The organism is Enterococcus sp. DIV0876, from assembly GCF_050529585.1.
Classification (GTDB): Bacteria; Bacillota; Bacilli; order Lactobacillales; family Enterococcaceae; genus Enterococcus_D.
This window is the reverse complement of sequence record NZ_CP172882.1, coordinates 160810-185655: the sequence shown is the minus strand read 5'-3', so window position 1 is coordinate 185655 and position 24846 is coordinate 160810. Positions and strand designations below refer to the sequence as shown.

At 43.3% G+C, this 24846-nt stretch carries 22 protein-coding genes; 9 read left to right on the top strand and 13 right to left on the bottom strand.

Translation table 11 applies throughout. The features are described 5' to 3' along the window. Window positions 1–115: 115 nt before the first annotated feature. The 6 genes from IGI41_RS00900 to IGI41_RS00875 form a co-directional block, all read right to left on the bottom strand. Window positions 116–631 (bottom strand): glycosyl-4,4'-diaponeurosporenoate acyltransferase, encoded by a 516-nt coding sequence (locus tag IGI41_RS00900; protein WP_430610725.1) that lies wholly within the window; start codon window positions 629–631, stop codon window positions 116–118. A 12-nt stretch (window positions 632–643) separates the two neighbouring features. Continuing rightward, on the bottom strand, window positions 644–1723 hold the full coding sequence (locus tag IGI41_RS00895; RefSeq protein WP_430610723.1) for a glycosyltransferase: 1080 nt from the start codon (window positions 1721–1723) through the stop codon (window positions 644–646). 30 nt (window positions 1724–1753) lie between these two features. After that, the gene (locus tag IGI41_RS00890) at window positions 1754–3244 is read right to left on the bottom strand and encodes a phytoene desaturase family protein (protein ID WP_430610721.1); all 1491 of its coding nucleotides are present in this window, start codon (window positions 3242–3244) and stop codon (window positions 1754–1756) included. 223 nt (window positions 3245–3467) lie between these two features. After that, window positions 3468–4184, bottom strand: coding sequence for an acetolactate decarboxylase (budA, locus tag IGI41_RS00885; RefSeq protein WP_430610719.1), 717 nt, complete (start codon window positions 4182–4184; stop codon window positions 3468–3470). A gap of 17 nt (window positions 4185–4201) precedes the next feature. Then, window positions 4202–5854 carry an acetolactate synthase AlsS gene (alsS, locus tag IGI41_RS00880; RefSeq protein ID WP_430610717.1) on the bottom strand — a complete coding sequence of 551 codons (1653 nt, stop codon included), beginning with the start codon at window positions 5852–5854 and terminating at the stop codon, window positions 4202–4204. A 215-nt stretch (window positions 5855–6069) separates the two neighbouring features. Then, window positions 6070–7032: an alpha/beta hydrolase gene (locus tag IGI41_RS00875; RefSeq protein WP_430610715.1), complete on the bottom strand. Its 963-nt coding sequence runs from the start codon at window positions 7030–7032 to the stop codon at window positions 6070–6072. A gap of 409 nt (window positions 7033–7441) precedes the next feature. On the opposite strand from IGI41_RS00875, the gene IGI41_RS00870 reads away from it, so the two are divergent. The 3 genes from IGI41_RS00870 to IGI41_RS00860 all read left to right on the top strand — a co-directional run bounded on the left by IGI41_RS00870 (window position 7442) and on the right by IGI41_RS00860 (window position 10125). Then, on the top strand, window positions 7442–8740 hold the full coding sequence (locus IGI41_RS00870; protein WP_430610712.1) for a PTS sugar transporter subunit IIC: 1299 nt from the start codon (window positions 7442–7444) through the stop codon (window positions 8738–8740). Between the two features lie 189 nt (window positions 8741–8929). Beyond that, window positions 8930–9415, top strand: coding sequence for a GNAT family N-acetyltransferase (locus tag IGI41_RS00865; protein WP_430610710.1), 486 nt, complete (start codon window positions 8930–8932; stop codon window positions 9413–9415). Between the two features lie 110 nt (window positions 9416–9525). Continuing rightward, entirely contained in the window at window positions 9526–10125 is a 600-nt protein-coding gene (locus tag IGI41_RS00860; protein WP_430610708.1) for a helix-turn-helix domain-containing protein, read from the top strand. A 58-nt stretch (window positions 10126–10183) separates the two neighbouring features. On the opposite strand, the gene IGI41_RS00855 is transcribed toward IGI41_RS00860, so the two are convergent. Next, window positions 10184–11173 carry a YeiH family protein gene (locus tag IGI41_RS00855; protein ID WP_430610706.1) on the bottom strand — a complete coding sequence of 330 codons (990 nt, stop codon included), beginning with the start codon at window positions 11171–11173 and terminating at the stop codon, window positions 10184–10186. 89 nt (window positions 11174–11262) lie between these two features. On the opposite strand from IGI41_RS00855, the gene IGI41_RS00850 reads away from it, so the two are divergent. Together IGI41_RS00850 and uvrC are read left to right on the top strand one after the other, a co-directional pair. Continuing rightward, window positions 11263–12114 (top strand): LysR substrate-binding domain-containing protein, encoded by an 852-nt coding sequence (locus tag IGI41_RS00850; RefSeq protein WP_430610704.1) that lies wholly within the window; start codon window positions 11263–11265, stop codon window positions 12112–12114. Between the two features lie 187 nt (window positions 12115–12301). Further along, entirely contained in the window at window positions 12302–14074 is a 1773-nt protein-coding gene (gene uvrC / locus IGI41_RS00845; RefSeq protein ID WP_430610702.1) for an excinuclease ABC subunit UvrC, read from the top strand. 48 nt (window positions 14075–14122) lie between these two features. On the opposite strand, the gene IGI41_RS00840 is transcribed toward uvrC, so the two are convergent. Both IGI41_RS00840 and IGI41_RS00835 read right to left on the bottom strand, forming a co-directional pair. Further along, window positions 14123–14644, bottom strand: a complete 522-nt coding sequence (locus tag IGI41_RS00840) for an NADPH-dependent FMN reductase (RefSeq protein ID WP_430610700.1) — start codon at window positions 14642–14644, stop codon at window positions 14123–14125. A 13-nt stretch (window positions 14645–14657) separates the two neighbouring features. Next, window positions 14658–15284: an NADPH-dependent FMN reductase gene (locus IGI41_RS00835; protein WP_430610699.1), complete on the bottom strand. Its 627-nt coding sequence runs from the start codon at window positions 15282–15284 to the stop codon at window positions 14658–14660. Window positions 15285–15478: 194 nt separating this feature from the next. Here IGI41_RS00835 and IGI41_RS00830 point away from each other — a divergent pair, with 194 nt between their 5' ends. After that, window positions 15479–16237, top strand: a complete 759-nt coding sequence (locus IGI41_RS00830; protein ID WP_430610697.1) for a MarR family winged helix-turn-helix transcriptional regulator — start codon at window positions 15479–15481, stop codon at window positions 16235–16237. Between the two features lie 61 nt (window positions 16238–16298). Continuing rightward, entirely contained in the window at window positions 16299–18062 is a 1764-nt protein-coding gene (locus tag IGI41_RS00825; protein WP_430610696.1) for an ABC transporter ATP-binding protein, read from the top strand. 125 nt (window positions 18063–18187) lie between these two features. Here IGI41_RS00825 and IGI41_RS00820 read toward each other — a convergent pair whose 3' ends face one another. Further along, window positions 18188–18523 carry a hypothetical protein gene (locus IGI41_RS00820; RefSeq protein ID WP_430610694.1) on the bottom strand — a complete coding sequence of 112 codons (336 nt, stop codon included), beginning with the start codon at window positions 18521–18523 and terminating at the stop codon, window positions 18188–18190. Between the two features lie 167 nt (window positions 18524–18690). Between IGI41_RS00820 and IGI41_RS00815 the strand changes: the two genes are divergently transcribed. Further along, window positions 18691–19035: a helix-turn-helix domain-containing protein gene (locus IGI41_RS00815; protein ID WP_430610692.1), complete on the top strand. Its 345-nt coding sequence runs from the start codon at window positions 18691–18693 to the stop codon at window positions 19033–19035. Next, window positions 19028–19492: an ImmA/IrrE family metallo-endopeptidase gene (locus IGI41_RS00810; protein ID WP_430610690.1), complete on the top strand. Its 465-nt coding sequence runs from the start codon at window positions 19028–19030 to the stop codon at window positions 19490–19492. Before IGI41_RS00815 ends, IGI41_RS00810 begins: the two co-directional genes overlap by 8 nt. A 358-nt stretch (window positions 19493–19850) precedes the next feature. Here the strand turns inward: IGI41_RS00810 and IGI41_RS00805 are convergent, their stop codons facing one another. The 3 genes from IGI41_RS00805 to IGI41_RS00795 are packed head-to-tail and all read right to left on the bottom strand — an operon-like array spanning window position 19851 to window position 24665. Then, window positions 19851–20795 (bottom strand): 3'-5' exoribonuclease YhaM family protein, encoded by a 945-nt coding sequence (locus tag IGI41_RS00805; RefSeq protein WP_430610688.1) that lies wholly within the window; start codon window positions 20793–20795, stop codon window positions 19851–19853. Further along, window positions 20792–23476 carry an AAA family ATPase gene (locus IGI41_RS00800; protein ID WP_430610686.1) on the bottom strand — a complete coding sequence of 895 codons (2685 nt, stop codon included), beginning with the start codon at window positions 23474–23476 and terminating at the stop codon, window positions 20792–20794. Before IGI41_RS00800 ends, IGI41_RS00805 begins: the two co-directional genes overlap by 4 nt. Next, window positions 23463–24665, bottom strand: a complete 1203-nt coding sequence (locus tag IGI41_RS00795) for a metallophosphoesterase family protein (protein ID WP_430610684.1) — start codon at window positions 24663–24665, stop codon at window positions 23463–23465. Before IGI41_RS00795 ends, IGI41_RS00800 begins: the two co-directional genes overlap by 14 nt. Window positions 24666–24846: the final 181 nt, after the last annotated feature.

Genomic DNA, 24846 nt, shown 5'->3' with positions numbered 1-24846 from the left:
AAATATATATATATCCGAGACTGCTGGATCACTGTTTTATCAAGTTTTGGTCGTATGAGAGAGCTTTACAACAGAAGCTTCACTTCTTTTTCTACTGCAAAAAATCTCGCACTACTCATTTCCGTGCCGCCGCTGGTTTTGCTTTTTTCCTCAGAAATTTATTGTAGACCCTAAGCAAACGTGGCCGATTATAGCGTTGAATCAGAATAAACGGCAGATTTGCCAATATGGCGTACAAACAATTGAGTACTGCAGCCCAAAGGGGATTCCAGAGGAAAAACAACACTGCGGCAAACAGCAGCAGCCAGTGTGTTAGTTCTGCACGACAGGTTTCCAGCATAAACCGATAGAGAGAAGCGCCATCTTTCCTGTGTAAGTGAGATTTGTCGAATCCCCCGCTGTCGATCTGCGTTCCTTCCGGCAAACGGTCTTTCCAACGCGCTATGCGCAAATGTCTTTGCCAAAACTTCCCATCGTCTTCAAAGGAAAATAGGCGAAACCAAGAAGCATGCTGTTCAAAAAAGGCCAACGGGACTTGACGTATTCCCCAAGAAATACCGAGATGTAATCCAGCCCAAACCATGATATCTGTAAGCAGTAATGGCCACAGCGTGCACGTGATCATTGGCATGTGCTTTCCCTCCTAGAGATCAATTTTGCGGCCTTTCCAAGTCACCTTTTTTCGGATATGCGTCTGGATCGCCGACCAAGCAAATAGCAGAAGAAAGAAGAAAAAATAGCCGGGAAACAACAGCAGCGATACCGTGCGAAAAGAGCCGACTCGCTTTGCAAAGAACACGTTTTGTCCATAGTAACAGGCGTAGAGAGCCGCAACGATCGGCCATGGATAGATCAGTCCAGAAAATATGACCGTGCAATTGCCAATGATCCATCCGATGATCCCCACCATCAACCAGCCATTGGTGATTCGGGCTGCTGTAGCAAAATCTTTGCTCCAGCCTTGCATCAGTTGCTTCACCCCTTGCGGATACATGCGAAACGTCAACAAATCACGGCCGCCATACAAATGAATTGGCAGGCTTGCTGACATAAAGCGTTGCGCCAATGCGATATCATCTAAGATACCGAGCGCCATATCTTGATGTCCATTCACCTGCATATACGCCCTTTTGGTACATAATAAGCAGGGACCAAATGCACCACCTGCCTGTATCTTTTCTCCCAAAATAGAAAATCGGTTCAACCCCGCCATGATGACGACATTAAACACATAAGACAACTGTTCATATGTTTTTTCTACGTGGTGATAGGGTTGAACACTCAAGAGACCTTCTGTTCCTTTCGTGCCAAAAGCCTCTAGTAATCGGGAGAGCCCATCCTTTGATAAGAATGCTGTATCGGCATCTAGAAACAACAGCAGATCACCTGTAGCAGCTTGTGCCCCTTGCCAACAAGCGGCAGCTTTACCCGGCCCATCTGCTGGTGTCGACAAAACGATCGTCCCATATCGTCGGGCAATCGTTTGTGTCTGATCAGTTGATCCATCATCAACAAGGATCACTTCATGAATAATGCAGTTTTGCTGTTGCAATGATTGGAATAAGCGAGGCAAGTTATTCGCTTCATTTCGGGCTGGGATCACGATCGACAATCGTTTCGCCTTGGCTGCCGGTACGCCATCTTTTGGTATGAAAGTGACGCGACCAAATACAAGCCAACCAGCACACCAGGACAGCAGCATCCCAATAAACCATAAGATCATCTTGCCTGCCTCCTTTCGTCATGCCTGTATTTACACGAATTGTTTATTTTGGGCGATCATGCGGCTGACCTGTTGTCCACTCAATGTGACCATCGGCATACCAGCACCAGGATTGACGGTACCACCGACAAAATAAAGATTGCCGTATCTCTCGCTGTGCTTAGGATGCTTAAAGCCGTGGTTGCGTTTGCGATCAGAAACAGTGCCATAAATTGCCCCACGATGAGATAAATAATTGGCTTCGATATCTGCTGGTGTCCAACGGTCTTCAAAGACAATATTTTTTTGCAGATCAGTTAAACCCATCCGCTCTAGCTTCTCTAAGATTCGCTTACGAAACGCGGTGTATTGTACTTCAGTAAATGGTGTGTCTTGCAAGTAGGGAATGTGCGGCAAGATTTTGATATTTTCGTGTCCCGGCTTTGTTTGACTTGGATCAGTTTTATTGACATTGACTAAGTAAATCGTTGGATCCTCTGGCAATTGATGATCATGAAAGTTCTGGTCAAAATTCTTTTGCGCCGCCCCCGAAAAGAAAAAGTTATGATGTGCCAGTTGCGGATAATCGGCCTTGACACCTAAATGCAAGACGAAGCCAGAGCTGGCTGGTTCAAATTTTTTCTCTGCTTTCGGGGAGATTTCCTCAGTCAGCAACTGCTGATAAGCTGGAATGACTTCCATATTTGATACAAAAATATCCGCTGTTAACGTACAACCGTCTGCCAGATGTGCCCTGGTGATTCGTTGGTCCTGAGTATCCAGCTTCGTGACTTGTTGACCGGTAATAAAGGTCACACCGATTTCTTCGGCTAATTGAACGATACCTTCAGCCAATCGATGCATCCCACCAGGCACATACCAGATACCTTGGGTGTGCTGCATATAACTCATCATATTCAACACCGCTGGGGCATCATAGGGAGATGACCCGACATATTTACTGAAATAGCCAAGCATTTCTTGCAATTTAGGATTGCTCACCCGCTGATCAATGGCTTCTTGCATCGTCGAAAAATAATCGAACCCTTTCAGTGCTTTAATAATCCCATGATGGCGCAACACATCTTTCGTCTGATCAAAACCTTCTGCAAAGTACCCCTCTGCAGTCAAATCATATATCTCTTTGGCATAAGCCAGAAATGTCCGGTATTCTTCCATGTCTTTTGCCTTTAAAACGGGATTTTCTCTCGCCATTCGCGACAAATCGCCATAAAGATCGATTTTTGTGCCATCGGGAAAGAAAGAACGCCATTCAAGGGGCAAACGGCGAATAGCCACATAATCTTTCATTTGCCGATGACTCTTAGTAAACAACGCTTCGAATATCTGAGGCATCGTCAAAATTGACGGACCTAAATCAAAGCCAAACCCAGCGCTTTCCAAGCGATTTACTTTTCCGCCTAAATGCTGGTTTTTTTCCACTACTGTGACTTGATAGCCTTCTTGTCTCAAAGAAACTGCAGCAGATAATCCGCCTAGGCCACCGCCAATCACTACAACAGTCGATTTTTTGTCTGTCATTTTTGCCTCTTTCTGCCTATTTGTTTTTATTAGGCCTTACACTGTATTTTCGTTTATCCTCGCGCGCAAGCTTATCTTAACTATTCTAACATGCCGATAAGATTCCACGACAAACCACGCTTTGCGCACAAAAAAGGCACTAGTCTACTCACTAGTGCCTTTGGTCTTCACGATTTACTTGTTACAAAGTTGCGGCATGGGTTACTGAGCCGACACACATCCTTTATTCTGCTAACTGAATATCTTTCGCGATGCCTGCAACGTCGATCTCCCGTTGCAAAAAGGCTGCATCATCAATAGGAAAATGTTGGCGAAACTCTGCAAGTTCCATCAATTCGATTTCACCGGCGGCTAAATCAAAATCTAAGACGTGGCCTGCAAACTGATGATCATCACTTAAAAAATGCCAATGAAAACCAGCCGCTGCCGCACCGTGGAATAACTGTGGCGTAAAAAAACCAACGATCGTTCCCGCCAAGTCAGCCGCTTGAAATTCCGGTTGATTGTCAATGATTTCAACAAATTTGGGGTAAGGCTTAGTTTGTTTCGGTGCCACACGCACATGGATGTTCGAAAACACACCCCGTATTTTGACAGCAGTGAACAAATTTGAACTCACATGTCCAAGAATTTTGTTTTTGATTTTGTCACTGCTTGTTTCAGTATGGATCGCTAATTGTTTGTTGGGTTCGAAGTTGGTCACTGCGGCATAAGGCGTTTTTTCGGTGCCGGTCAACTGACGGACTGCACCCGTTTGGTCTACATGATAAATCATGCCGTCTAAGATGATCACTTCGCCATCTGACCCAGCTAACGTACCAATGCCAGTGTCGCCATCATCCAACAAACGGCCAATTTGTTCTGTACCGTCCATCAAATCTTGCATCAAGCCGCCTAATGTGCCGTGTTGGTAAAGATAGCTTTTGCTTTTTACGTTCATTAGAATTGCTCCTGTTCTTAATAAAATTGATCTGGTAAAATCGTTTTGCCCAGTGCCGCATTATCGGAATAATCTACGGGAATATCGATGATCACAGGGCCTTTCGTTGCCATTCCTTCTTCGATTGCAGCAATTAGTTCCTGTTTGGTGGTTGCTCGTAAGCCTTTGGCACCAAATGCTTCGGCATATTTCACGAAATCAACTGGTCCAAAATCAACACCTGAAGCACGGTCATATTTCATTTCTTCTTGGAACTTGACCATGTTATAGGCACCATCATTCCAAATCAAATGGATAATCGATTGTTTCAAACGAACAGCCGTCTCCAATTCTTGGGCTGAAAACAAAAAGCCCCCATCTCCAGAAATGGAGATCACTTGTGTGTTTGGCCGAACCAATGCTGCAGAAATCGCCCAAGGCAACGCTACACCTAATGTTTGCATACCATTACTGAATAATAAATGACGTGGTTCATAACTGCGGAAGTGACGGGCCATCCAAATATAATGGCTGCCCACATCAACGGTCACAGTCATATCATCAGTGACTTCTTGCTGCAAGACATCAATGATTTCCAAAGGGTGTACGGTTTGTGCTTGTCCCTCTTTGATTTGAGGATGTTGGTTGAGTTTTTCTTGCAATGCACACAAGTAGGATTCGGCATCCTCTGATAACGCATATCCTGTCATTGTTTGGGCCAGTTGTTCACTGATTTTGGCGATACTCCCCATCAATTCTACTTCTGGCTGCATAAACGGATCGATTTCCATCGGTACTTCATCGATCACGATTATCCGCGCATCTTTTTCGGCATTCCAATTACGGGCTTCGTATTCGATTGGATCATAGCCAACAGCAATCACCAAATCGCTGCGTTTCAACAACATATCCCCAGGCTGATTACGAAATAGTCCTACTCGGCCAAAGAAATTGGCTTCCAATTCTCGAGAAATAATGCCTGCCCCTTGGAAAGTTTCTACAACTGGCAAGCCGGTTTTCGCAACTAGGTGTCGGATCGCTTGCGTTTCTTTGACCCCCGAAGCCCGCATGCCTAGCAATAAAACCGGTAACTTGGCTTCGCGGATCCGTTGTGCCAACATATCGATATCGGCCTGATCAGCTGGTCCTAATTTGGGTGCAGACAACGGTTCAATGGCTGCCCCTTGGGCTTGTCCGTCCGTCACATCTTGTGGAATCGACAAAAAACTGGCGCCTTTTTTTGCGGTTTTGGCAATACGATAAGCATTGGCAATACTTTCAGATAATGTTTCTGGATCTTGGACTTCACTGCTGAACTTGGTGATCGGTGCAAAGAGCGCCGCATTATTCATACTTTGATGGGTCAGTTTTGATAAATCAGAACGTTTGACCTGACCTGCAATTGCCAAGACGGGATCGCCTTCTGCCGTTGCGGTGACCAATCCTGTAGCCAGATTACTCGCACCCGGTCCACTCGTCGCGATGACAACACCTGGTTCCCCTGTCAAACGGCCAATGGCTTGTGCCATAAACGCGGCATTCTGTTCATGTCTTGCCACAATCAGTTCTGGCCCGTGGTCCGCTAACACATCGAATACACCATCTATTTTTGCACCGGGAATGCCAAAGATATAGGGCACATGATGATTTTCCAAACTTTCAACAATGATTTCTGATCCTTTTTTACTCACTGTATTACCTCTTCTCAAAATCTGTATTATTAACAATTACAATAATAGACCTTTTTATTTATTTATCAACTAAAAACAACTATTTTAATCTGTATTATAAAATCCATCATTTCATCGATAACGGTTCCATACTTGTTAGAGTAGGCATTCGCGGATGGCTCATTAAGCACAAAAAAAATCGCCAACAGTGGACGATTTTTCTTTGGGTTATATAGTTATTTTGTAACGGGCTTATTTTTTTGTTTGATCCATGTTGTTGCTAGATCCATCGCACCTCGAGCCGCATTGGTTTGATCTAATGCATGGATCATCACGAAATCATGGATGATGCCTTGCATCCGCGCTTGTGTCACTGGAACGCCGGCATCTCGTAAATGTTGGGCATACGCTTCCCCTTCATCTCTTAAAACATCTGCTTCGCCTGTAATGATCAATGCTGGTGGCAGATCCGCTAATTCTTCAGCAGTTGCCCGCAATGGAGAGGCCGTGATTGCATCTCGATCAGCTTGATCCGTCGTGTACTGATCCCAAAACCATTCCATGCCTTCTTTGGTCAAGTAATAGCCTTCACCAAATGCTTGATATGAAGGTGTATCAAAGTTGGCATCTGTTACAGGATAGAATAGAAGCTGTTGGGCAATAGGGATTCCGCCACGAGATTTCGTCAGCAGTGTCATAACTGTCGCCATATTCCCCCCTACTGAGTCCCCCGCAACAATCAAGCGACTCAAATCGATTGCCTTCGTTTCTACGAACCCGGGCAATTGCTGCAAGACAGCATAGTTTTGCTCGATCGCGGTTGGATATTTGGCTTCAGGCGAACGGCTATATTCAGGGAAAATCACCAAAGAATTGGTACGAACAGCCAGTTCACGTATCAATTTATCATGGGTGGCTGCGCTGCCATAGACCCAACCTGCGCCATGCAAATAGTAAATGACTGGCAAAATATCATGATTGCCTGCTGGTCGTACAAAACGAACATTGATTTTGCCCCAGTCACCTGTATCGACTTGTTGCTCTTCAATCTCTACTGCATATTTTTCTACCGGTGCTTCTTGGACTTTTTCTAATAATGCCCGACCTTCTTCAGGTGGTAATTCATAGATACGTGGATGTGCTGCATTTTCCTCACTAAAATCAATGGCCGCTTGCTCTAATGATATTCTGTCTGTCATACGATTCTCTCCTTTTACTTTTTTTGTTTCTAAGGAAAGCCTACCATCTGCTGTGTGAGAATCAAAATAACTTGCTTTTAGACAGTCTGCTTAAGCCATTTCTTAGAAAGAAAATTATGTTGTTTTATCTTAATAAAAGTTTTTTCTCTTTTCATATGATAAAAAAACATCAAAAGGTGGAACCGTTACCGCATCATGCCCTCATGTTTCAACTGTGTATGTAATTGTTTGTTGCTTTCAAAAACACGTTTACGAAATGAGAAGTATACCATTTCTCACACTGAACTTAGAAAGCTTTTTATTGCAAAGATTTAATCCAAAATAATGCTTTACCTTTTTCTTATTTTAATTGTATAATTATATCAATGATAGCGCTATCATAAATCTGCAAACGAGAGAAGGATGTACTATGGAAGAGCAGACATTTTTAGACCGTTTTGGTGACAAGTTAATGCCCGTCGCAATGAAGTTGAATGAAAACCGTTATTTGGCAGCCATTCGTGATGGCTTCTTTGCTTCAATGTCGATTATCATCGTGGGTTCAATGTTTTTGATTTTTCCAAACTTTCCATATCAAGGTTTTATTGATTTCATGAATGGTATTTTCGGCAATGCTTGGATCGAGTTTTGTAACCGTGCCTACGACATGTCCGTCAATATTATGTCGATTTATGTCGTGATCGGGATTGCAAGAAGTTTGGGTAATCGTTATAAGATTGATTCAATGTCTAGTATTATTCCTGCCTTGATGTCTTATTTCTTACTTACCCCTACATTGACCGGTGCAGATGATGCGTTAGGGTTACCGATTGCAAATTTCGGTGCTGCTGGTCTATTTTTGGGTATGATTTCAGCTATTTTAGCAGTAGAAATCGCGAACTTTGTTTTAAAACGTGGGTGGAAAGTTAAAATGCCTGATAGCGTGCCTGATAATGTGTCACGTTCATTTGAATCATTGATTCCAGTTGTATTTATCTTTTTTATTTACTTATTTATTTTCTTTGGTTTCAAAATGACTAGTTATGGTAGTGCCCAAGCATTTATCTTTGAAATTTTACAAAAACCATTAACTTCATTAGGTGCATCATTGCCTGCAACGATTCTTGTACAAGTGTTGGCTACGTTATTATTTTCTTTTGGCTTGCATGGACCAAATATCGTTGGTTCTGTCATGACACCGATTTGGACAGCGCTCACTGTAGAAAATTCAGAAGCTTATAAACTTGGTCAAACAATTCCAAATATCGTCAATGCACAGTTTGATGCAAATTATGTCAAATTGGGGGGATGCGGTACAACGATTGGTTTGGTTATCTTGTTCTTATTTTTTGCTCGTTCCCAACAATATAAAGCATTGGGCAAATTGGCTATCGGGCCTTCATTATTTAACATCAATGAGCCAATCATTTTCGGTGCGCCAATCGTCTTGAATCCGATTTTAATGATTCCTTTTATTATTTCTCCATTGATTTTTGCTTCATTAAGCTATTTGGTTACGTATATTGGGCTGGTACCTGTGGCCAACGGTGTCAATATTCCCTGGACTATGCCGCCGATTCTCTCGGGTTTGTTCATTAGTGGATGGCGTGGTGCGGTCTGGCAAGTGGTAGAAATTTTCCTTTCTATCGCTTGGTATTATCCATTCTTTAGAATTGTGGACAAACAAGCCCATAAAGTCGAGCTGGGTGAAGCAACAACACTCGTTTAGATCTATTCAAACAAGAAACTCTTACGCCGATGGCGAGAGAGTTTTTTTGTTCTTAGAGATGTGATTGTAGCAAATCGATGCATTGCTGCGCAATGAATGTTTTTCAAAATATGCGTAGCTATGACTTATTTAACCTTGGTTACCGCATATGGTACACTGTATTTATCATTCTGCAGGAGGACAAGTGCGATGCAACCTACTATCCGTTTGATTGAACCCAATGACGATCCATTTTTAGCCGCGATCGTTCGCCAAAATCTTGCTGACCATCAATTGGCTCTACCTGGAACTGCCTATTTCGATCCTGAACTTGATCATTTGAGTTCTTATTACGAACAATCCCACGGAAATTATTTCACAGTCACTGATGCAACAGGGACAATTTTAGGGGGCGGCGGTTTTTCGGCCTATGATGCCACAGCAAAAATTGCTGAACTGCAAAAATTTTATCTTAGCTCTGCAGCAAAAGGGCAAGGATTGAGTTATCGTTTACTTAAAGCCATCGAGACAAGCGCCAAAGAAATGGGGTATCAGCAACTCTACCTCGAAACCCACCATGCACTCTCGGTCGCTCTACATGTGTATCAAAAATCCGGCTATCAAGAAATCGAAGGTCCTTTGCAAGTTGGGCAGCATACAACGATGGATCGTTTTTTTGTGAAAAGACTTGTCTGATTTATTGATGATCAAACGTTGCTATATCAGCAGTGCAACAGATCGTTGTTCCAATTTTTCCCAATTCAACAGATCATTTCTTGTATCAACACATAGAGGGAGGTACACTCGTGTTAGAGATAGGCAGTACGTTAAAGCAGTTACGTCAAAAGGCGCATTTGACACAAAAAGATGTGGCAGAAAAATTACATGTCACACCACAGACCATATCAAAATGGGAGCGCAATAAAAGCTATCCCGATCTTGATTATTTGGTAAAATTAAGCGAACTATTCAATGTTTCAACAGATACATTACTCGGAACCACGAAACCTGCTTTTTTTGCACGCCTTTTCTCAAAAAAGAAGCGAGGTGCATTTCCCATGACAGAAGAATCAGTCTCTTCTAACGAAAGATGTAAACAAGTATACATTTTTAGTATCAGCAGTTGGATCAATGATGGCGAATGGCAAACCCAACGTCTGCAAATGAAACTACAAAAAGAATTGACAGATAATGGGTGTCCTGTCGCTGTTCATATGTTCAGCGCATCGAAAATACAACAATTAGCGCCCAAAGCAGACCTCATTATTTTGACACCTGAGTATCATTTTGCGCTCGAACAATTAAAGAAAGAATATCCACATATACCAGTTGTTCCTTTAGACAGGAAAGATTATGGCTTATTAAATACGACTAAAATCATTAAAAAACTAAACAGCTTGAGCTAACGTCTAAAAAACAGTTTGTATCAATACATACAAACTGTTTTTTTATCCTTTTAGGCACTCATATCCGCAATAGCCAAATCAACATCAATGCCGCCACTGTTTGAACTGTCCCGACCGACAAACCATAATACAAAAAACGTGGGCCTTCCTTCATAAATTTTCTAAAGTCCAAACGCAATCCAATCGCTGCCAATGCTGTTGTTTCAAACCAGCCACTGACAAATTGCGCCGTTTGACTTAACCATTGAGGCAAGGTCGTAAAACTGTTCAAAACGCAGATCAACAAAAAACCTAAAACATACCAGGGAATCGGCATTCCCTTTTTAGCAACACTTTGCGGCTTGTTGTTGGCCATTTTTTTGAAAGAAATGACCACTACTGTGAGCAAAATGATGCGGGTGATTTTGAAAAGCATCGCATACTTGACCACTTCCTCATCTAGCAAGCTGGCGCCTGCCACGACCTGCCCGACCGATTGCAATGTACCTCCTAACAAGGCGCTTTTGGCCAATAGATCATCGCCATAGATTGCCAATCCAAGAAATGGCAAGGTCAACATCATGACTGTCCCCAACAAATTGACTAGGGTAATAATCTGTCCTTTTTCTTCGTCATCCGCATTGATGGCTGGCGCGATCGCACCGATTGCCGAAGAACCGCAAACCGCATTGCCGCCAGCCATCATCAGCCCCATCTTTTGACTAAAGCCCATTTTTTTCCCGATCAGAATGGCTGCCGTGATCACTATACTCATCATCAATACAATAAAGACAAAACCTTTCAACCCCATTTCACTGATGGTTTGAAATGTCACTGTAAACCCCAATAAGACCACCGAGTATTCCAATAGCCGACTCTCAGCAAATTTAGTGCCTTGCTGATAGATTGATTGCTTGAAATAAGTATTTCCTAAAACAATACCGAGCAAAATAGCAATCGTTGCCCCACCGATCTGAGGAACCAATACCGCAGCCCACTTTGCGATGATTGCCACTGCGACTGCCAGCAATAACCCTGGCAATATATGTATATGCGCTATCTGTTTCATTGTTTTCATCCTTTCCTCTGAGATTTATTATACACATTTTTCCCCATTGGTTTGATTTATTGATAAAATAGTATCAATAGATTATCCGAATGGAAGTGATTACATTGTTCAAATTACTAGAAACGTTCAAGATGGTGTATGAAACCCGAAACTTTTCAAAAGCAGCTGGATTGCTTTTCATTTCTCAACCAACGGTTTCCGCACAAATCAAACAATTAGAAACTGACCTAAACACCACTTTGTTCATCAGAAATGGACGCACGACCGTATCTGCTACACCTCAAGCAGATAGATTATACAATAAGGCGTTGAATTTGTTAGATGACTGGGCAGCGATCAAAAAAGATCTGCATGCAAATCGCCAAACCACTATTCCTTGTGCAATTGGTGTTTCCCACACCTTTGCCATGGTCTTGATGCCTGATTTGCTGATCGACTTATCGAACGCCTTTCCCCACTTTTCTTTTTCGCTAAAATTAATGAATTCAGCAGCTGTAGCCCAAGCACTGAACCAACATGAGCTGGATTTAGGTATCATTGAAAAACCATTAGCTACACCAACACTCTTGCGTGTTCCACTTCTGACTGATCAATTGGTCTTGGCAGGAGATCCCCAAGGTCCTTGGTTGGTTCGCGAGACAACATCTGGTGTTTATTACTATACGAAGCGCTATCTAGAAGAACAAAATATTCAAGATCCTATCATTGAGATTGCAAGCAACGCCTTGATTGTGTCTATCCTTAAAAAAGGGTTTGGTTGTTCGATCATCTCTAAACGAGCGGCAACTGACTTGCCTTTTCAACCGCTAGATACCGGATTTGAGCGACACTTTTATCTATTGCAGCGAGATGATTCTTCTGCAAGTGTACTAGATCCATTAAAAACATTTATTCAGCAGTGGGCCTCACGGCAAGATCAGCACAACGACTACGGTTATTGACTAAAATCTATTGCTTAACATTTCCTTACAATTCGGTGCTTTATCCTCTGGTACCGCGCATTTGATTGTTTCTTAAGAAAATTATGCTACAATGAAGGGTAGCAAAACGGGCTCTTACGTTCCCCTTCTTTTTTAGAAGCGCCTCTCTTAAGAACCCTCATTTATATACTCTAGAAAGGACGTAGACATGAACGAGCAAATCAAAAACAAATTGGCCTTGCTTCCGGATCAACCGGGTTGTTATTTGATGAAGGACAAAAACGGCAAAATTATTTATGTTGGGAAAGCCAAAATACTAAAGAACCGTGTTCGTTCTTATTTCACCGGCAGCCACGACACAAAAACGTCACGCTTGGTGCAAGAAATCAATGATTTCGAATACGTCGTTACGGAATCAAATACAGAAGCTTTGCTGCTTGAGATCAATTTGATCCAAAAAAATAAACCCAAATATAATATCATGTTAAAGGATGACAAGTCTTATCCTTTTATTAAAGTGACAAAAGAACGCTATCCTCGATTGATTATCACACGTAAAGTGTTGAAAGATGGTGCTTTGTATTTCGGTCCCTATCCTGATGCCCGCGCAGCCAACGAAACCAAACGCGTCTTGGATCGATTGTTCCCTTTGCGAAAGTGCGGACCATCTCAAAAAAGACCGTGCCTTTACTATCATTTGGGTCAATGTGTCTGTCCCTATGTTCATGATACTGACCCCAAGGAATACCAAAAAATCGTTGAAGAAGTCAAACATTTCTTCCATGGAGGGCATGTCGATATTTTGAAAGATCTGCAGGAGAAAATGTCTGCTGCCATAGATACATTGTCCTTTGAACGCGCAGCCGAGTTACGTGATCAGATCCAAGCAATTGAAACTGTGATGACGCGGCAAAAAATGACATTAACTGATTTAATGGACCGTGATGTCTTTGGCTACAGTGTTGATAAAGGCTGGATGTGTGTCCAAGTCTTCTTTATTCGTCAAGGAAAGTTGATTGAACGAGAAGTTTCCTTATTTCCTTTTTACAATGATGCAGAAGAAGATTTCTTGACCTTTGTGGGTCAATTTTATCAAAAAAATGAGCATTTCATTCCCAAAGAAGTCTTCGTTCCCCAAAATGTTGAAGCAGAGCCTTTAGAAGTCCTGCTGACCACCAAAGTATTGCAACCGCAACGCGGCGACAAAAAGAAACTGGTTGATTTGGCCACCAAAAATGCTCAGATTGCTTTGGCGCAAAAATTCGCCTTGATTGAGCGTACGGAAGAACGTACGATCGGAGCGGTCGATCGTCTGGGTGAAGCCATGGGCATTCCGGCACCTTATCGGATCGAAGCGTTTGACAACTCACATATCATGGGGACTGACCCCGTTTCAGCAATGGTCGTCTTTGTCGATGGCAAGCCATTCAAGGATGACTATCGAAAATATAAGATTCGTACTGCTCATGGTGGAGATGATTATGGATCGATGCAAGAAGTCATCTATCGGCGCTATTCTCGGGTGTTGAAAGAAAATCTGCCTTTCCCTGATTTGATCGTGATCGACGGGGGGAAAGCACAGGTAGGTGCCGCTCAAGAAGTTTTGCATGATCAGCTTGGGATCGATATTCCTGTTGCGGGATTGGTCAAAAATAACAAGCATAAAACCAGTGAACTGATTTTTGGTGAATTTTTGGATCCGATCCACCTAGAACGCAATTCAGTCGAATTCTTTTTACTGCAACGGATCCAAGATGAGGTCCATCGCTTTGCGATCACTTTCCATCGTCAATTACGCAGCAAAAACAGTTTTTCTTCCAAGCTAGATGAAATTCCCGGCTTAGGACCAAAGCGGAAACAACAATTGATGAAGACTTTTAAATCCCTCAAAAATATCCAAACTGCTTCAGTAGAAGAGATAAAAGCCGCTGGCATTCCGCAAGCCGTGGCAGAAACGATTTTAGCCAAATTGAATACGTAAAAAAACCTTATCCGCCTGATGTGCGGATAAGGTTTTTTGGCGATGATTTTAACGAATCGTTGCAAAAGCTTTTGACCATAGTGTCAGCTCATCCAACATATCATTGACACCAGCGCTCATGTGATCGCCTGGCTGAAAGTCTGTAAAGTTTTCAAAATCTGTAAATAAATTGAATGCAGGGTTTGTACGGACAGTTGCGACTTTTTGTTCCGCCAAGACCGTTCGTAATTGTTCAGCAGCCCGGATCCCGCCACCTGAACCGTAACTGACGATTCCAGCTGCTTTGTCGAACCATTCTTCACGAGCACTATCAACAGCATTTTTCAATGACGCAGCAAAGCCGTGATTGTATTCTTGCACGATAAAGATATAACCATCTAGTGAGGCGATTTTATCGTTCCAAGCGGTGTTTGGTGCAGCTGTACCCATAAAAGGCAAGTCAAAGTCTTTAATATCAACGATCTCAAATTCATGTTCTGGACGTTGTGCTGCAATCGATTGAATATACGCACCTACTTGCGGGCTCACCCGACCTTCTCTTGTACTCCCCAAAATAATCCCAAATTTCATGCTGTTTGCCTCCTTATTCATTTTCCGCTTGTGACCGATCTGCAAAAAGATCCGCCCAATCAAGCAATTCTGTCAACATATCATTCATACCAGCTGTCATATGCGGACCTGGCTTAAAGTCTGTAAAGTTTTCAAAATCTGTAAATAAATTAAATGCAGGGTTTGTGCGAACAGTCGCTACCTTTTGCTCTGCCAAAATCAAGCGAACTTGTTCTGCTGCCCGAATGCCCCCAGCAGAACCATAGCTGACAATCCCGGCTGCTTTATTGAACCATTCTTCACGGGCACTATCTAATGCATTTTTCAGCGATGCAGATAGTCCATGGTTGTATTCTTGAACAACAAAGATATAGCCATCCATAGCAGCGATCTTATCATTCCAAGCCTTATTTGGTGTGCCTGTTCCCATAAATGGCAGATCATACGCTTTGATATCAATGACTTCATAGGTACGATCGCTGTGGTTTTTTGCTATTTGTAAAACATAGTCAGCGACTTGCGGGCTCACCCGGCCTTCTCTTGTACTGCCAACAATGATACCAATGTGTTGTGCTTTTTTCTTTTCTTTCGTTACATAAACCTCTTTGATGACTTCTTTTTCAATGATTTCTGGTGCTTTCTTGCCAAATCCAAACGCCATATGACTGCTCCTTTTCAATTGGTTCTTTGATACTGTGCTTAGTCTAACAACTTACTTTTTGTAAGTCAATCCTTTTGCTTACTTTTTGTTAGAAATATTTTATTGATACCCTATTGACATTTGTTCGGTACCGAACTATACTAGATTCACAATATCGTTAGGTACCGAACGATAATAAAAAAGGAGTGTTTGATATGTCTACTACAACAGATGATTTGATGAAACAATTGCGCTTTATCAGCGAAGCCAGCAATGCGTTTATGAGCCAACGGAAACAACGATTGACAGGACAGCAGCGCGTCTTGGCCATTTTGACATTAGAAGATGGCTTAGTACAAAACCACTTAGCAGAGGTGCTTGATTTACGCCCTAGCTCAATGGCTGAACTATTGAAAAAAATGGAAAACAACGGAGAGATCGAGCGTAAAGAAGATAGCGAAGACAAACGAAGCAAACGTATTTATTTGACAGACACCGGACGCAAAAAAGCCGATGCATTGACCGCACAAAAAGAAGCTGCTTCCAGCGAAACTTTTTTCAGTGGACTGAATGAAGAAGAACAAGCGTCTTTTGCCAAATTGCTGGAAAAAATTGCTGCAGGCTGGGAAACAGACTTTCAGCAACAAACGGAACGATTTGTAGATCCAATGGATCGCTTTCAAGCGATGCAAGGCATGCGTGAAGCGATGATGGAACAATGGGGTGGCAATTGGCAAGAAATGAGCCACGAGGAACGACGGGCAATGAAGAAACAAATCAAAGAAGCAATGCGCCAAATGCCTTTTCACGGCCGTCCTGGCATGCGTGGTGGTCATCCATTTGGGCGCAACCAAGATTGTCGTCCCGGATGGGAAAAACACCCCTTCTTTAAAGGTCAGCCTTTTGATTTTGATCAAAAAGCACCAAACCGCGACACAGATCATTCGTCGCAAGATGAATGGCAAGATTTCTAAACCAGCATTCGATCAGAGAAGACTTCTAACGACTTTTCGCTAGAAGAGGAGGAATAATGATATGCAGCAAGAAGCCAGACTGACAGAATTATCGCAAACAGCCCACGCTTTTAAATTGAAAGATTTTACCCGCTTGATCGTCAGCGTCAATCCTAAAAAATCTCTTTTTGTTATCGGTATGGTCTTAAGCTTGATCACAAGCGGCGCCAGCTTGATCGTTCCGCAATTGACAAAAGGATTGGTGGACAATAGCGGTACAGCAACGTTTAACAGCCAGATGTTGGTCGTTTTGATTTTAGCATTTGCCCTCCAATTAGGATTGGGTATTTTAGGGGGATTTTTACTGCGCTATGTTGGGGAAAGTGCAGTGCAAACGTTGCGCGAACGTCTATGGACGCACCTCTTACATTTACCCGTTGGCTATTTTGACGCCCATAAATCTGGGGAAAGCAGCTCGCGTTTGGTCAATGACACAACAGTCATCAAAGATTTGGTCACATCTCAATTTCCAAGTTTTGTGACTGGCTTTATCCAGTTGATTGGGTCGATGATAATCTTATTTTGGATGGATTGGAAAATGGCCGCCATCATGTTCAGTGCAGTGCCCTTGATCGCCTTGATCATGCTGCCGATCGGTAAAATCATGTCAAAAATAGGCCGTCAACTCCAAGCCGCAACTGCTGATTTCAATGCCGATGCCAGCGAGAAGCTTGGAGAGATTCGCTTGATCAAATCCAGCAACGGCGAAAAAAGTGAACAAGAAAATGGTCGGCGCTTCATCAACAATATCTTCACGCTTGGTGTCAAAGACGCTAAAGTAGAAGCCGTTTTGCAACCGGTCATGATGACAGCGATGTTGGGGTTATTTGTAGGCATCCTAGGGTATGGGGCCGTTCGGGTACAAGCAGGTACGTTGACGAGTGGCGCTTTAGTCGCTTTCTTACTTTACCTATTCAATATTATTGCTCCTGTTACAACTTTTGCCATGTTCTTCTCACAAGTCCAAAAAGCGATGGGTGCTACGGAACGTATCCAAGAGATTTTAGATACAGACATCGAACCGACCCATGGTCAAGAAAAAGCCCATGTTGAAGGAGCTATCTTATCTGCACAACACCTAGACTTCAGTTATGAAGCTGCTAGACCCATTTTAACGGATATTTCTTTTGAGGCGAAGCCTAACAGTGTGATTGCCTTTGCCGGACCTAGCGGCGGCGGAAAATCAACGATATTCGCTTTGCTTGAACGCTTTTATGAACCGACCAATGGTGAGATTCGAATCGGCGATCAAGCAATCAACCGACTTGATTTGCAAGATTGGCGCAGTCAAATTGGCTACGTCTCACAAGATAGTGCTGTTTTCGCTGGCAGTATTCGCGATAACCTGCAATATGGTCTACAACGGATGTTGTCTGATGATGAACTGTGGGAAGGACTAGCTATGGCATATGCAGATCAGTTTGTCCGTGATTTTCCGCAACAGCTTGATACTGAAATCGGAGAACGCGGTGTGAAACTATCTGGTGGCCAAAAACAACGCATTGCCATTGCACGTGCTTTTCTAAGAAATCCGAAAATCTTGATGTTAGACGAAGCGACCGCTAGTCTCGATTCTCAATCAGAAGAAAAAGTACAACGGGCCTTGGATCAGTTAATGCACGGACGAACAACTTTGGTGATTGCCCATCGCTTGGCAACGATTGTTGATGCAGATCAAATCTACTTCATCGAAAAAGGTAGGGTAACCGGTCAAGGCAGTCATACCGAGTTGATTGCTTCTCACCCCCTCTACGCAACCTATGTCAACGAACAAATGGTGCAATAGATACTTTTGGTATAATCGATAGCAGTCTCCTTGACCCATGCACAATCCTTAGACGCAGCGAAAAAGATCCATCTTGGTCTTTCTCCGTTGTGAGTCAAGAGGATTGTGCTTTTTGCTGCGTTCTTTTATCCTTTATCTTTTTGATTGTCTTGCAGTTGGCGTTGCAAGCGCTGGTTCTCGATTTTTAGATACTCTCTCTCACTGCTTGCCTCTGCCAATTTGCTTTGATAAACCACCAGTTCTTGCTGGTGCTTTTGATTCAAGGTCTGTTTTTCAGCTTCTGATTTGGCTAGTTTGCTGGTTAGCTCTTGATTGAGTTGTTCATATTTTTGATACAGTTTCTGGGCATTATCGATATTGGTTTGTTCTAACGAAGCTTTATTCGATACTTTGGCCGCCAAAAAAGTCACCACACCCGTGATAATAGCAGGAATAATGACGGTATAAACCGAGGTTTCCATAGGGTTCACACTCCTTCGATTGATACAAAACGTATCTCTATATTTGTAGTATAAAAGATACATTTTGTATCGTCAATCAATACAGATATTTTACGTATCTTTTTTGCACAACATGATACATTTCGTATCTAACGTGGTATAATATCAAAAAAAGGAGGCGTTTAAGGATGCTCGGTGCACGTCTTAAAGCATTGCGTTTACGGTCCAATCAAACCCAGCAACAAGTAGCAGAACAATTAGGGATCAGTCGCGGTGCCTATTCCCATTTTGAGAATGATCGGAATGAACCTGACAGCACAACGATCGTGAAATTGGCAGAACTTTTCCAAGTATCGACAGATTTCCTTTTAGGCAGACATACCGTTGATTCGTTTCAGCAACAGTCGACGAAGGCCCAGACAGTCGCGGCCCATATCGATGAACATGTGACAGATGAACAAATGGACGATATCGTGAGCTATATAGAATTTATTAAACAACGCCACAGCAAAAGGAATGATGTCCATGGATAAAGTGGAAGAATTGATGGCGGCTTATCCAGATTTGTCCTTTGTGTTTGACAAGAATATGCCTGCTGGGCAGCAAGGGCTGTACATCGACCATCATGTCTACCTCAATCCTGATCAATCACAAGAAGAACTACTGCGCACCATGGGCGAAGAGATTGGGCATTATTTGACAAGTGCTGGGGATATTACCGCACAAGATACCAATGAGAAGCGCAAACAAGAACACAAAGCCCGCGCCATCGGGTCGGCTATCGTTGTTTCTCCTTATGATATCATTCGTTGTTTCGAAGAAGGCTGTACGACATTGATGGCCTGTGCTGCTTTTTTGGAGGTGCCGCCTCAAACCCTCAAAGACGCGGTCACCTATTATGCCCGCCGCTTTGACGGTATCAAAACGGAAGACAATTATACCCTGTTCTTCCATATCGATGGGACGATCGAAGTGGTGAAAACTTTTTAGAGAAAGAATTGATAGGTAACGACTAAGCATCTGCCACAAAAGTTACCCAGCAGCTATTCTGTAACTTTTTCAGTCTTCACCAAGACCACCGGTAATAGTGGTACGTATCATATCCAATCATCGGCAGGGCAAATCCTGCCAATCACCCTTTCGTTACCTATGGGCAATGATTATTAGGGACTTATGGCCATTGCATGCATTCAATGATCAAGCAATTTGGTTATTGTCAGTGTTATCTTGAACTGCCAGGTTTTCAACTATCCTTTGATGGATCTTTATTCAAATAAAAAACCTCTGACGTCAGCCATTAGCTGACGTTTCAGAGGTTTTTTATGTGTTTATCGATTCGCGGTGCGAATTAGATATTTTTAGGAACATAGAAACTGCGATTGTCCATCCCAAAGATACGGTCGCTATACTCGCCAGGCTCCGTCAAGCGGATCGATGTCAGCATCATTTGCATCGACGCATCCAAGTTATCGATTTGATGCAAAATCTCTGCTTCCATAATGCGCGGACGGACTGGCGAACCGTATTCTAATAAGCCATGGTGCGCCAATACCATGTGCCGCAACACAACGATATCTTCTTGTTTGTCATCGAATTTCAATGCGATACAGGCTTGCGTGATTTCCTCATCGACTAAAACCAAATGACCCACTAAATTGCCTGCCAAAGTATACTCAGTAGTCATTGGCCCAGTAAGCTCAATCACTTTACCCAGATCGTGCAGGATAATCCCCGCGTACAATAACGATGCATTTAGCTCAGGATATTCTTTGACGATTGCTTTTCCTAAGCGCAACATGGTCGTCGTATGATAGGCCAAGCCGCTGGCAAACGCATGGTGATTGCGTTTGGCTGCGGGAAATTCAAAGAATTCTTTTTTGTATTTGTTGAGTAGGAATCGGACGATCCGATTCCAATGGGGATTAATGATTTCAAACAATGTTTGATTGATTTCTTCTTCCATATCTTCTTTTTTCAACGGTGCTTTTTCCATGTATTGGCTCGGATCTTGGCTTTCTTCTGGTTTCGCCAGTCGCAAATGCATGATTTTGACTTGCGGATTGCCTTGATAGACTTCCCGCTTGCCATCTAACATCACGACACGGCCAGGTTCAAAGCGGGAAATCTCTTCTTCTGAGGCATCCCAAAACTTGCCGTCAATCGTTCCGGATGTATCTTGAAAGGTAAAAGCAATAAACTTCTTGCCATTTTTGGCGATGCGGACATCGGCATTCTTGATCAGCAAAAACAGTTGGAACGTCTCATCCACGGTTAGTTCTCTAATTTTTTTCATTCAGTTATTTGGCGGTCAACCAAATTCTCACATCCTTTGCTAAGATCGTACACAGGTTGTTGGTACTTCTGATAATAGCTTACCATTTCTTGGTCAGAAGACAAACAAATTACTTGATATCTTTGACCAAAGTCTGTCAATAACTGCACCAGACTATCTTTACGAACACTATCGTAATGTAACCAACCATCATCGATAATGATCGGACTGATCGGCTGATTTTTTTGTAAGGATAGATAACCAAAACGGATAGCCATGATCAACTGATCCTTGGTTCCCGTTGACAAGTCAATGATCGAGTAGGTCTCACTTTGATTGGCAACGACCAATATCCCTTCCTCAAAGAGGATCTTTTGGTAATGCCCATTGGTCAATTGCGCAAAATAAATCGAGGCTGCTGCCAACAATTGCGGCAATTGCTGTTCCGACAGTTCCGTTGTGATATCCCGCAAAATCACAGCCGCCAACTGTCTGCTGCCCCAAGTAACCGCCAACTCTTGAATCGCAGAACGCAACTCACTTTCTTCTTGATACAATTGGTTCAATGTCCCGTTTCGTTGACTGGCTGCGACTTCTAGTTCCAATTTTTGTCTGTCTTCTGTCAGTGAACGAATGCTTTCTTGGACTTGTGATTGCGTTGCCTTCAGTCGTTCTTTTTCCTGTAATAAGGTTGCTTCATCGACTGCCTCTGGAAAAATCGGCGACAGCATCGCTTGTAATTCTGCTGCGCGTTGATTGGTGCGTTGGGCATGCGCCCATTGTTTCAGCCATAAACTGATTTCAGCAGGCTGATCTATCCCTTGCTGCCTTAACAAGCCTTGGGCATCTGTTACCATTTGTTCCCGCTCTTTGCGTAAACGTGCCAATTGTTGCGCCAATAAGGTACTAGGCTGCTGCAAGCGGGTCAACTTGATGGCTTGCATGTCTTTTGCAAAGTCTGCCAATACGGTCAATTTGTCCGTGATCGTTTGATTTTGCAGCGGCAGCCAATCCAGGTATGGGCGGAACAAGGCCTCAAAAGGTGCCAATGCCTCTTCTGCTGAACGACGTTCCTGGCTAGCCTCAGCTTCTTCTTGCACATAATGTTGATACGCGGCGACATCTGCTTCATAGGCATCCAAATAATCGGTCCATTCATCGGTGGGTAATTGACCAAAAAAGGGCAGCAATCCTTGTTGTTTTCGGCTGATATGCTGTTGTTGCTGCTGGGCTTCTTGTCGAAGTTCAGCTTGTTCTTCTTCGATCAAGTCTAATTGCAGCAATGCTGCTTGCCATTCTTGTTTCACTTGTTGCTGGTTTTTAGGCTGTTTTTGACTCAAAATGAGTCCACCTATCATGGCGAGCGCGCCTACACCACTGACGACCCAACGCCAAGGACCCAAAAAGAAACCTAGAACAATCAGTATAAGGCCGACAGCGGCCAACAGCCATGGCCCTTTGCTCTTTTTCTGCGTACCCGTCAATGCGGGGTGCTGTTGCTCCAATCGAGAGACTGTCGCTTCAAGAGGTTGCGCTTTTTCCGCTAACCATTGCTGACGCCGTCTGATTTCGTTGTCTCGGGCTTTTAGCTGCGCTAAAGACTGCAATGCTTCACGGATCGGTGGGGTTAAAAAAGGCGGCGACTCACTGCGCCATTGCCGCTTGGTCACTAGCTGATTCAGTTGTTGGATTGCATGGGCCCGTCTAGTATCCGCGGCTGCCTGACGATCAGATAACCGAGTGATCTCCACTTGTTGCTGCAAGAGATGATTGATTGGCTGCTCGTGATCCAAATAAAAGAAATATTTATCTGAGGCCTTTCCTTGCTCCAGTTGATCGAGTTCAGCTTCCTTCTTGCGTAATTCTTCTGTGATCTGCTGATAGGCCTGATAAAACTGCTTGATTGCTTGCGCTTGCGCAGTATCTGCAACTGGTACATCCGCAATTTGCTGCCACTCTTCATACAACGCCCAATGACTGATGCGTTGCTGATTCTCTTGATAAGACTCATTCAGCAAATGGCTGCGGTCTTGTAAGGATTGGATTTCTGATTGGATATGGGCAATTTGCTGATACTGCTGCTGCAAATGAGCTTCTTCACTTTCTTTGTCAGCGATTTGCTGTTGCAGCTTTCCTAGTTGTTTCAAGGCTTGATTCAGCGGTAATTTTTGACCACGAGGTTTGTACAACTGCTGATTGCTGGTTTCAAATCGCGCCACTTGCTGCAGCATATTTTGACTGCCGCTGATCCCCAATGATATCAATGATTGATGTAGTTCTTCTTCCCCTAACTTGTCGATTTGATTCAATTGCTCCTGTTGAAAGGTGAAGACATCAAAAAACAAGGCACGGTTCAATGGCTGCAGGTGCTGTTCAAGCCAATTTTCACTGGTGATTTGTCCGTTGACATGTACTTTTGCTCGTCCTCGATCGACTTGCCGATACCGCTCTATGATCACTTCCCCGTAAGGTTCGATCTCTAGCCATAATTTCCCGCCATAGGCAGCACCATTGCGGGGGCTATAATCTTTCTTTTTGGCTGTCTTTTTTGGGAAACCAAAAAGCATTGCTGCGATAAATTGATACAGTGTTGATTTCCCAATTTCATTTTGTCCAAAAAGCAATTGGTTGTGACGCGCAAAAGAAAATTGTTGTTCATGGTATTTCCCAAAGCCGGTGATTTCTGCTTTAAGAATGATCATCGCTATCACCTGCCCACTCAAAGGTTTGTTGTAATAAGGTTGCAGTTTGCGCCAACACGTCTTCTTGGAAAGTTTCCTGGTCGATACCTCGTTGAATCATCGGGTGTTGCAGCAACTCTGCCAGCCGCTCCGTAAAAACAGCTGGGGTTTGATACAGCTTAAGATTTTGCGTCACATATTCTTCAGAAATTGCCAAGGCAAATTTTTCAGTCGTTGCATGTGAGGCGGTTATGCCATAGACAACTTGCAACGGCTCATACTGGGACAATCGTTCATTCAAATAGGTGATCCATTCATTTCTTTCCGCATCGACCAGCCAATCAGCAGGCAACTGTTGATCATCCTCGATCAGCAAATGCAGTAATCTTCCTTTTTGGCTTTGTACTTGCTGGATGATTGTCGGCAATACTTCATTGGCATCTTTGATTCCAGACAATGAGATGTGTTGGGTTTCCCAAAATAATTCGGCCACTGATACCCGTTGGACCGTCGTTTTTTGCGGTGTCAATTCAGCCAGCACGACGCCTGAAGCAGTTTCTTTCTTGGTTTTTCCTTGGGGAGTCCCAGGGTAAACGATTGGCGGCTGGTCTGATAGCGTCTTAGGCACATGGATATGCCCCAACGCCCAGTAGTCGTAGCCTTTCTGTTTCATCTCACTTGTCGAAAATGGCGCATACCGTGTACCTGTTTGATCGCCATGGTACATCCCGATATGGTAATCTACCGCTTTGCGTACAGGAAACTCTTGCACCTTATCCGTTTCGATCCATGGATGCTGGTAACTAAACCCGCTGATAGCATATGTTTCTCCTTGTTTCGTGACGCCTTCGATCGTATGCACCGTTTCTGATTCAAATAGGTGCACATTCTCTGGAAAAGAAAACCAATACCGTTGCGGGTCATAATAATCATGGTTGCCAAATATCATATAAACTGGAATCTCAGCCGCAGCCAAGCGATTGATCTCCGTAAAAAAATCATGTTGCACTTTCAAACTAGGCCGCGCTTGATGGAAGGTATCGCCAGCTAGTAAGACAAAGTCTACTTCCTGCGCCAGTGCCAAATCTGTCAAATGGCGCATCACTTGCTGATTGATGGCCGGGAGCTGGGCTTTGACTTTTTCAGATAACAGATGAAGGCCTTCAAATGACCGATCAATATGTAAGTCGGCACTATGTAAAAATCGCATTTTTTACTCCCCCTTAATGCTTCTATCATAACATTTCTTTGCCTTTACGTCAGCAAAATACGAAAATTTGTTCGCCTAAAAAAGCAGACCTGAGAAAACTCAAGTCTGCTTGAAAAATCTATCATCATATTTGTTGACTGTTCTTGGATCTGTCGAAAGAATCGACTTTGTCCCATCGCTA